Source organism: Arthrobacter sp. TJ-265 (assembly GCF_058269135.1).
On record NZ_JBZCND010000004.1, the window covers coordinates 212,853 to 221,741 of the forward strand.

10 protein-coding genes are annotated in these 8,889 nt (G+C 69.4%); 7 read left to right on the plus strand and 3 right to left on the minus strand.

What is annotated here, in order from left to right; all coding sequences use genetic code 11:
• Nucleotides 1-33 precede the first annotated feature (33 nt).
• The 5 genes from AC4D2E_RS14885 (at nt 34) to AC4D2E_RS14905 (ending at nt 4,626) form a co-directional block, all read left to right on the plus strand.
• A complete protein-coding gene (locus AC4D2E_RS14885) occupies nt 34-1,443 on the plus strand; it encodes an MBL fold metallo-hydrolase (RefSeq protein WP_490953106.1) in 1,410 nt (469 codons plus the stop codon).
• 141 nt (nt 1,444-1,584) lie between these two features.
• A complete protein-coding gene (locus tag AC4D2E_RS14890) occupies nt 1,585-2,532 on the plus strand; it encodes an ATP-grasp domain-containing protein (RefSeq protein ID WP_104168225.1) in 948 nt (315 codons plus the stop codon).
• A 96-nt stretch (nt 2,533-2,628) separates the two neighbouring features.
• Nucleotides 2,629-3,051: a ChaB family protein gene (locus AC4D2E_RS14895; protein WP_104167891.1), complete on the plus strand. Its 423-nt coding sequence runs from the start codon at nt 2,629-2,631 to the stop codon at nt 3,049-3,051.
• 102 nt (nt 3,052-3,153) lie between these two features.
• Entirely contained in the window at nt 3,154-4,209 is a 1,056-nt protein-coding gene (locus AC4D2E_RS14900) for an iron-siderophore ABC transporter substrate-binding protein (RefSeq protein ID WP_490953107.1), read from the plus strand.
• Between the two features lie 93 nt (nt 4,210-4,302).
• On the plus strand, nt 4,303-4,626 hold the full coding sequence (locus AC4D2E_RS14905) for a PRC-barrel domain-containing protein (protein WP_490910197.1): 324 nt from the start codon (nt 4,303-4,305) through the stop codon (nt 4,624-4,626).
• Nucleotides 4,627-4,690: 64 nt separating this feature from the next.
• Here the strand turns inward: AC4D2E_RS14905 and AC4D2E_RS14910 are convergent, their stop codons facing one another.
• Together AC4D2E_RS14910 and AC4D2E_RS14915 are read right to left on the minus strand one after the other, a co-directional pair.
• On the minus strand, nt 4,691-4,960 hold the full coding sequence (locus AC4D2E_RS14910; protein WP_104168226.1) for a DUF6480 family protein: 270 nt from the start codon (nt 4,958-4,960) through the stop codon (nt 4,691-4,693).
• A gap of 95 nt (nt 4,961-5,055) precedes the next feature.
• On the minus strand, nt 5,056-5,352 hold the full coding sequence (locus AC4D2E_RS14915) for a hypothetical protein (RefSeq protein WP_490953108.1): 297 nt from the start codon (nt 5,350-5,352) through the stop codon (nt 5,056-5,058).
• A 191-nt stretch (nt 5,353-5,543) separates the two neighbouring features.
• Here AC4D2E_RS14915 and AC4D2E_RS14920 point away from each other — a divergent pair, with 191 nt between their 5' ends.
• Nucleotides 5,544-6,164 (plus strand): GNAT family N-acetyltransferase, encoded by a 621-nt coding sequence (locus tag AC4D2E_RS14920; RefSeq protein WP_490953109.1) that lies wholly within the window; start codon nt 5,544-5,546, stop codon nt 6,162-6,164.
• Nucleotides 6,165-6,203: 39 nt separating this feature from the next.
• On the opposite strand, the gene AC4D2E_RS14925 is transcribed toward AC4D2E_RS14920, so the two are convergent.
• Nucleotides 6,204-7,574 carry a dihydrolipoyl dehydrogenase family protein gene (locus AC4D2E_RS14925; protein WP_490953110.1) on the minus strand — a complete coding sequence of 457 codons (1,371 nt, stop codon included), beginning with the start codon at nt 7,572-7,574 and terminating at the stop codon, nt 6,204-6,206.
• Between the two features lie 263 nt (nt 7,575-7,837).
• On the opposite strand from AC4D2E_RS14925, the gene AC4D2E_RS14930 reads away from it, so the two are divergent.
• Entirely contained in the window at nt 7,838-8,881 is a 1,044-nt protein-coding gene (locus AC4D2E_RS14930; protein ID WP_490953111.1) for an NAD(P)-dependent alcohol dehydrogenase, read from the plus strand.
• The last annotated feature ends 8 nt before the right edge of the window (nt 8,882-8,889 follow it).

Below are 8,889 nucleotides of genomic sequence, written 5' to 3' on the forward strand. Positions count from 1 at the left end.
TATCGGAATCCATCCAAACCGAAGGAGCACCCGATGCTGATCGAACGCATTTACGACGAGGACCTCGCCCAGGCCGGTTACCTGATCGGCTGCCAGGCCAACGGGACGGCTGTCGTCGTCGACGGCCGCCGCGACATCGCCGTCTACCAGGACCTCGCCGCGAAGAACAACATGCGGATCGTGGCCGTCACCGAGACCCACATCCACGCGGACTACCTCTCGGGCACCCGCGAACTGGCGGCGGCGACGGGGGCTGCGATCTACGTCTCCGGCGAAGGCGGACCCGACTGGCAGTACGCCTTCGACGGCACCCGACTGTTCGACGGCGACGCGATCACCGTCGGCAACATCAGCATCCAGGCCGTGCACACGCCCGGGCACACCCCCGAGCACCTGTCCTTCCTCGTCACCGACGGCGCGTTCAGCGACAAGCCCGGCTACCTGCTCTCGGGGGACTTCGTGTTCTCCGGGGACCTCGGCCGCCCCGACCTCCTCGATGAGGCCGCGGGCGGCGTCGACACCCGCTTCGAGGGGGCGAAGCAGCTGTTCCGTAGCCTGCAGGAGAAGTTCCTGACCCTGCCCGACCACGTCCAGGTCCACCCCGCCCACGGTGCCGGCAGCGCCTGCGGCAAGGCCCTGGGCGCCATCCCGTCCTCCACCGTCGGTTACGAGCGGCTCTACTCCTGGTGGGGCCCCTACCTCGCCGCGGACGACGAGCAGGGCTTCATCGACGAACTCCTCGACGGTCAGCCCGACGCCCACGCCTACTTCGGGCGGATGAAGCGCGAGAACCGCGACGGGCCCGCGGTCATGGGGGAGCGCGCACCGCTGGCCGAACTCGACGCCGACCGGGTCGCCGCCGGCCTCGCCGCGGACACGCTGACGTTCATCGACACCCGGACCGCGGACGAGGTGCACGCGGGGACCGTCGAGGAGTCCCTCAACATCCCCGCGAGCCCTACCCCGGCCACCCATGGCGCCTGGGTCGTCAACCCCGAGACGGACACGAACCCGCTCGTCCTGCTCGCCACCGGCCAGGACCAGGCCCAGGAACTGTGGGATCACCTGGTCCGCGTCGGTATCGACCGTGTCGCCGGGTACGTCACCAGCCTCGACGGACTACCCCTCACCACGCCCGCCCTGATCCAGCCCGCAGAGCTCGAGGGTTCCGACGCCGCCATGGTGCTGGATGTCCGTAACCGCACCGAACACGCCAACGGGCACATCCCCGGAGCCCACCAGCTCAACGGCGGGCGGGTGATGTGGCACCTCGACGAACTTCCCTCCGACGGCACCATCGTCACCTACTGCCAGAGCGGACTGAGGAACTCGGTCGCCGCCAGTGCCCTCCGCCGGGCCGGGTACGACGTCGTCGAACTCGACGGCAGCTACGCAGCCTGGACCGCCTGGCAGCAGACCAGGGAAGCCACGTCCGCACGCTGATCCCCCGCACGGGCCGTCAGCATCCGGCGGGCCCGTGCCGGGGTCCGAGTCGCACGGAGTGCAGGAAGGAGTGCAGGAATAGGTGCCCCTGGCCACCGGTTATCCGGACAGGTCCATCGATTCCTCCAGGAGGTCCACCCCGTGACGACGGTCTACGCCCTGCACGAGAACCCCGAGTGGTTCCCGCCCTTCGCCCGCGCCTTCGAAGCCGAGGGTGTCGAGGTGGTCGAGTGGCTGCTCACGGACGGCGTGCTGGACCTCGATGCCGTGCCGCCGGAGGGCATCTTCTGGTCCCGCATCAGCGCCTCCGCCCACACGCGCGACCACGGCCTGTCGAAGGACTACGCGCGGTCCGTCCTCTCCTGGCTCGAGGCCCACGGGCGCCGCACGGTGAACGGCCGCCGCGTCCTCGAACTCGAGATGAGCAAGGTGGACCAGCTGACCGCCCTGAAGGCCGCCGGCATCGACACCCCGCGCACGGTCGCCGCCGTCGGCCGTGACCGCATCCTCGAAGCGGCGCAGGGCTTCGCGACGCCGTTCATCGTCAAGCACAACCAGGGCGGCAAGGGCCTCGGGGTGCGGAAGTTCGATTCCCACGAGGAGCTCGCCGAGTACGTGGGGTCGAGCGGGTTCGAGGAGCCCCAGGACGGCATCACGCTCGTGCAGGAGTACATCCAGGCCGCCGAACCGTTCATCACGCGCGCGGAGATCGTGGGCGGGCGGTTCGTCTACGCGATCAAGGCCGATACGGCGCGCGGCGGCTTCCAGCTCTGCCCCGCGGACGCCTGCGCGATCGACCCGGTGACCGGCAGGCCGATCATGCCCCCGGGAGCCACGATCGCGCCCGAGCCGGGCCAGCAGCTCTTCAGCCTCCGGGAGGGGTTCGATCATCCCGTGATCGGACGGTTCGAGGACTTCGCGCGGCGCAACGGCCTGGAGGTCTGCGGCATCGAGTTCATCGAGACCGCGGACGGACGCGTCCTCACCTACGACGTCAACACCAACACCAACTACAACGCCGCGGTGGAGGCGGTGGCGCCGAAGTCCGCACCCCGCGAGCTGGTCCGGTACCTCGCGACGCTCGGCTGACGCCGTCGTCGCTTCCCGACGACGCCTCCGGCCGGGCCCTCTGCGGTAGCGTGCTGGTACGCGCCCTGCGGTGCCCCGACCCGGAAGGATGCAGGAATGTCCCGATTCACGAAGGACGGCAAGGTCAAGTCCGAGACGCTCCCGAGCACGCTCCAGCGTTCCGACGAGAAGGCGCAGGACACGTTCGCTGCAACCCTCGACGCCGCGGAGGAGCAGTACGGCGACGGCGAGCGGGCCCGCCGCACGGCCTTCGCCTCCCTGAAGCACGGCTTCGAGAAGGTGGGCGACCACTGGGAGCCGAAGGAGGAGAAGGGCCCCTCCGACGAGCAGGCCGCCGGCAACCGCGCCGACGGCGGGCGCACGGCCGGCGGGGTGGACACGAAGTCGTCGAAGGAGCATCTCTACGCCCTGGCCAGGAAGCTCGACGTCCCGGGCCGGTCCACGATGTCCAAGGCCGAGCTCGTCGAGGCGCTCCAGAAGGCGAACGAGCGCGAGACCCGCAGGGCCCGCGAGGGCTGACCATTACGCAACGAAAGTATTTCTTAATAGGACATAACTTAGGTTAGCCTTACTTCTGTCCCGTCCCGGCCTCGTTCGAGGCCACAGAAGTCAAGGAACCTCATGGCCCCCACCCGCCTGCGCAGCCTCGTGGCCGCCGCCGCCGTCGCCGTCCTGTCCCTCTCCGCCTGCTCCACAGGTCCGGCCGACAGCCGATCCGGCGCAGCCGACGGCGCCAGGGCGTCCGCTGCTGCCGAGGGATTCCCGGTGACCATCGAGCACGCCTTCGGCGAGACCACCCTCACCGAGAGGCCCGAGCGGGTGGCGACGGTGTCCTGGGTGAACGCGGACGTGTCCCTGGCGCTCGGCGTCGTGCCCGTGGGGATGCCCGCCGACACCTACGGTGGCAACGAGAACCAGTCGACCCCCTGGAAGGATGCCCGGCTCGAGGAACTCGACGCCGCCATCGGCACCGAGAACGCCCCCGTCCAGTACTCCGAGACCGACGGCATCGCCTTCGACGACATCGCCGCCACGAACCCCGAGGTCATCCTCGCCGCGTACTCCGGGCTCTCCCAGGAGGACTACGACACCCTGAGCAAGATCGCCCCCGTCGTCGCCTACCCGGAGGTCCCCTACGGCACCGCCTGGCAGGACTCCACGCGCATCATCGGCGAGGCCCTGGGCCTGTCCGACGACGCCGAGCAGCTCGTGGCCGACACGGAGCGGGCCATCGCGGACGCCGCCGCCGACTACCCGCAACTGGCCGGCAAGACCTTCATCTACGGCAACCTCGAGCCGGCCGCCGCCGACGGCGTCAGCATCTACACCGCCAACGACAACCGCCCGCGCTTCCTGACCGAGCTCGGCATGGTCCAGGCCGACGTCGTCACGGAGAACACGAAGGACTCCTCGGAATTCTTCATCCCGTGGTCGGCGGAGCGGGCGAACGAGCTGGACTCGGACCTCTTCGTGACCTGGGTCGCGGACGAGGCCACCGAGCAGGCGATCTCGGCCGATCCGCTGCTGAAGCAGATTCCCGCGGTCGAGAGCGGGGCCTTGGTGGCGGACAGCGACAACACGCTCACGCTGTCCATCTCCGCGGCCAACCCGCTGAGCCTGCCCTGGGCCCTCGAGCGCTTCCTCCCCCTGCTCGGTGAGGCCGCCGACAAGGCCTGAGCGGAGCCTCGCTCCACGCGTCGATTGCCCCCGGGCGGTATCTGGGCTGGAATGGGAAGCGAACCGACTCTCCTCCACCGAAGGGAACACCCAATGGCTCAGGCCGAAATCACGAAACTCCAGTCCGCCACGGCCTGGGACAGCAAGGGCAAGAAGCTCGGCGATGTCAACGACGTGCACCTCGAGAAGGAATCGGGCATCCCCGCCTGGGTCACGGTGTCACTCGGGCTGCTCAACTCCCGCAAGCACTACGTGCCCCTGGCGAACTCGCGCTTCGAGGGTGACGACCTCCACCTCGCGTGGACGAAGAAGGTGATCTCCGACGCGCCCAGCGCCAACAGCAGCGTGGAGCTCTCGCCGGAGGAGGAGACGGCCCTGATCGACCACTACGGTCTGCGCGACGGCGCCGAGGCCTGATCCCCGGTCCCGGACTAGCGAAGCCCCCGTCCACCGGACGGGGGCTTCGCCGGTCCGAGTCCGCTCAGGTCAGGTTGAACAGCCCGATGATGTTGCCGACGATGAACAGCAGGACCAGGAGCACGACGACGGCGATGACTCCGATCCAAAGACCGGTGACGGTCTTGGACTGGGTCTTGTTCTCGATGGTCGGCTGCTGCCACGTGGTGCTGGCTTCGCCCGGCGGTGTCTCGCCGGGTGGGACGCCGCCTCCGGGCTCGAGGCCCGTCAGGTTCATCTCGTCCGGATCCGGGTTCCCCGCATTCGAGGGATCGGGGTTCTTTCGTTCGCTCATGCTGTCCTCCACGTAGTTGGCCGGCTGCTCCACTCCACCCTACGCACAGGATCATCAGTCTGCTTACTGACGTTCCTGTCGGCTCGCCCTTGCGCTTACCGGCCGGATCCGCCGTCCTCTTCGGCGATGCCTTCCGCCGGATGCGCGGGCGTCTCGGCGGGAGGCGGGCCCTGTTCCCCGGGAGTCCACGACATGGTGATGTTCACGCCGTTCTCGGTGTCCGCCACGAAGAGCTGGAGTTCCTCTCCGATGAGTGCCTCGTCGTGCACCGGGTCGCCGGCCTCGCGCGCAAGGTCCGTCAGGCGGCTGATGGCCACCGCCATCGCGCGCCCCCAGTCGTGCGGATGCTTGCTCGTCGACTCCTCGGTCACGGTGAATTTCTTGTCGATCATCGCCCTCGCCATTCCTGCCGATCCTGAAGAACCAAGTGCCCTTGCAATGTGGATGGCTGCAACAGTAGCAGTGCGTCATGGTGGACGGCACGGGGTGGCCGGCCCGGAGTTCTGGGGGTGGCATGGACTAGCGTGCGTGCTGCCACGGTCTAGCAGCAGGCCTCGGCTTCCTGACCATCATCGGATCTTCCATGACAGAATCCTCGACCGTTCCCGATGTCACCAGCGCGGCCGGTGGCATCGCCCTGCCGCCGGTGCCGGCCGTCCCCGACGACCCGGCCGCTGACGCCGTCGTGCCTCCCACCACGCGGGAGCGCGAAGCGCAGTGCATGGAGGACGCCACGGCATTCGACGTCGGCACCGCGTCCCTGGCCGGTCTCCGCGGTCTCGCGGACAGGATGTTCCGCCTGCTCGACACCGCCGTCCCGCCGGAGCAGGCCGTCGAACGGTACGCGGCGGCGGTCGACGAGATCGAGCGCCGGGCCCGCCGGGCCCGCCTGGTCGCCACCCGCGGGGACGCCGCGATCTCCAGGGCGGTCTTCAAGGACTCCGCCTTCGGCTCGCGGTTCGAACTGTTCGTGGACGGAGGCCTCGCCGCCCACCTCGACTACTCGATGCTCGGCGGCCGGCTGACCCTGCAGGCCCTGGTCGAGATGCCGGGCTTCGAACAGCGCGGCGTGGGCCGGGTCCTGATGCGGCGCGCGGTCCTGAGCGCCCACAGGCGACGACTGGACCTCGTCGCGGGGTGCGCCGCGGCCCGCGACTTCCTGCGGCAGAATCCGCAGTACCTGACGCTCGGCCGCACCTCCTGACGCCCGGCGGCGTCCCCCGCAGCGACCGGGGCCGGGAGGTCAGCTGTGGAGGCCGACCCTGGCCGCCTGCCCGATGATGGCACTGTACGTGGGGTACGCGAACTTCACCCGGGCCAGCGTCGCCAGGTCGGTGCCCGCCGCCATGGCGGCGGCCACCGCGGTGATGACCTCGACGGCGTTCTCACCCACCGCGTGTGCGCCGAGAATCAGCTCGCGGCGCCGGTCGATCACGAGCTTGAGGAAGCCCTGCTCGCGGTCGTCGATGATGGGACGCTCCACGGCGGCGTAGGGCACCGTGACGGCGTGGCATTCCGTGTCGCGTTCCCTCGCCTGAGCCTCCGTGAGCCCGACCCCTGCATAGTCGGGGTCGGTGAACCCGCCTTCGGGCAGGAGATGGTGCGGTGTGGTCCGCATGGCGCCCATCACGGCGTTCTCGGCCGCGGTCTCCCCCTCGAAGACTGCGGCCTGCACCAGCATGCTGCTGCCGTTCGCATCGCCCGCCACGAAGATGTGCGGCACGTTGGACCGCAGGTAGTCGTCCACCGGGATGAAGGAGCGGGCAGTCCGGACGCCCGCCGCGTCGAGGCCCAGGCCGGCGAGGTTCGCGGGCCAGCCGGCCGCCATGATGACGGCGTCCACGGTGAGGGACTCCGGTGCCTCATCGCGCTGCCAGGTGAGCGTGAGGCCGCCCTCCTCCCGGCGGATGCTGTCGATACCGCTGATGCCGGCCTCCACCCGGATACCCCTGCCCCGGAAGCTGGCGGTGACGACGTCCGCGACGTCCTCGTCCTCCGTCATCAGGATGCGCGGTGCGACGTCGAGGAGGAGGACGTCCGAGCCCATGGCGTCGAAGATGGTGGTCATCTGGGCACCGGTGTGTCCGCCGCCGATGATCGCGACCGTACCGGGCAGGCTCGGGAGGTCGAGTACCTCGTGCGGCAGGACGGCATGTTCGGCGCCCTCGATCGGCAGGCGGCGGCCGCTGCCGCCGATGCACAGGATGATCGCGGCGGCGGTGATCTCCCGGCCGTCGACGACGACGCTGTGCTCGCCCGTGAGCTCGGCGTCGCCCTCGACGAGGTCGATGGCGAGGCGTTCCATGGTGGGGCCGTAGCCCTTGGCGTCGAGTACCCGGGCCACCGTGGCTCGGACCCGCTGCACCGTCTTGTCCCAGTCGACGGACGGTTCGGCGACGACGATCCCGTAGTCGTACGCCGTGCGGACCTCACGGAACAGCCGCGCGGTCTTGGCGAGTACGCGCGTGGGGACGCACCCCGAGTTCACGCAGGTCCCACCGAGCGCGGAGCGTTCGACGACGGCGGTGCGTGCCCCGAGTTCGGCTGCGCGCGTGGCGGCCGCCATTCCGGCGGGCCCACCGCCGATGACGAGGACATCGAACGTGTAGTCCATGGAATGCTCCTTGAGGTCGTCCGCCGTGGCTCGTCCCATCCTCCACCGGATGTCACCCGCGCCACAATGCACCACTCGTCGGCAATCCGCCTTACCGTTGGAACAGTGGGCAGCGGTCAGGACGTCCATGACTGTCCCACCTCCGGGCGCCCCCGCATCAGTGTCGAAGCAGGCAGGGCCCGCACCTGCCGCCAGGGCGGCAGCCACCAGACTCCCGGCCCGCAACCCTGCGGGCCGTGTCCCCGATTCCCAGGAGGAACCCCATGAGGACCGTCAAGGCCTACGCAGCGCCATCCGCCACGGACCCGCTCATCCCCACGACCATCGAGCGCCGCGACGTCGGCTCGAAGGACGTTCTGATCAAGATCGCCTATGCCGGGATCTGCCACTCCGACATCCACACGGTGCGCGGCGAGTGGGGTCCCCAGCAGTACCCGTTGACGGTCGGCCACGAGATCGTCGGCGTCGTCGAGGAGGCCGGCAGCGAGGCGACCCGCCACAAGGTCGGCGACCGCGTGGGTGTCGGCTGCATGGTGAATTCCTGCCGTGAGTGCGCGAACTGCCTGCAGGGCGAGGAGCAGTACTGCCTCAACGGCAACATCGGGACCTACGCGTCCGTGGACCGCGACGGCTCGATCACGCAGGGCGGCTACTCGACGCACATCGTCGTCGACGAGGACTTCGTCCTCACGGTGCCCGAGAGCATCCCCTTCGAAGCGGCCGCACCCCTGCTCTGCGCGGGCATCACGACCTACTCGCCGCTCTCCCACTGGAACGCGGGCCCGGGCAAGAAGGTCGCGGTCGTCGGCATGGGCGGACTCGGGCACATGGCCGTCAAGATCGCCTCCGCGATGGGCGCCGAGGTGACGGTGCTCTCGCAGAGCCTCAGCAAGCAGGAGGACGGCAAGCGGTTCGGCGCCGAGCACTACTACGCCACGAGCGACCCGGACACGTTCAAGCAGCTGGCCAACACCTTCGACCTGATCATCAACACCGTCAGCGCCAAGATCGACCTGGACGCGCACCTCGGGCTGCTCGGCCTGAACGGGACCATGGTCAACGTGGGCGCTCCCGCCGATGCCCTTCCCCTGCACGTGTTCACGCTGTTCAACCAGCGTCGCTCCTTCGCGGGATCGGGGATCGGCGGCATCCGCGAGACCCAGGAGATGCTCGACTTCTGCGCCGACCACGGCATCGCACCCGAGGTCGAGGTCATCGCGGCCGACGCCGTCAACGAGGCCTACGAGCGCGTCCTGTCCTCCGACGTCCGCTACCGCTTCGTGATCGACACGGCCACCCTGGGCTAGGCGGCACC

Coding starts and splice junctions, on each gene's coding strand:
- AC4D2E_RS14915 (WP_490953108.1), bottom strand. CDS start 5,352: ATGATCGACAAGAAATTCACCGTGACCGAGGAGTCGACGAGCAAGCAT.
- AC4D2E_RS14930 (WP_490953111.1), top strand. CDS start 7,838: ATGAGGACCGTCAAGGCCTACGCAGCGCCATCCGCCACGGACCCGCTC.
- AC4D2E_RS14895 (WP_104167891.1), top strand. CDS start 2,629: ATGTCCCGATTCACGAAGGACGGCAAGGTCAAGTCCGAGACGCTCCCG.
- AC4D2E_RS14910 (WP_104168226.1), bottom strand. CDS start 4,960: ATGAGCGAACGAAAGAACCCCGATCCCTCGAATGCGGGGAACCCGGAT.
- AC4D2E_RS14900 (WP_490953107.1), top strand. CDS start 3,154: ATGGCCCCCACCCGCCTGCGCAGCCTCGTGGCCGCCGCCGCCGTCGCC.
- AC4D2E_RS14885 (WP_490953106.1), top strand. CDS start 34: ATGCTGATCGAACGCATTTACGACGAGGACCTCGCCCAGGCCGGTTAC.
- AC4D2E_RS14920 (WP_490953109.1), top strand. CDS start 5,544: ATGACAGAATCCTCGACCGTTCCCGATGTCACCAGCGCGGCCGGTGGC.
- AC4D2E_RS14925 (WP_490953110.1), bottom strand. CDS start 7,574: ATGGACTACACGTTCGATGTCCTCGTCATCGGCGGTGGGCCCGCCGGA.
- AC4D2E_RS14905 (WP_490910197.1), top strand. CDS start 4,303: ATGGCTCAGGCCGAAATCACGAAACTCCAGTCCGCCACGGCCTGGGAC.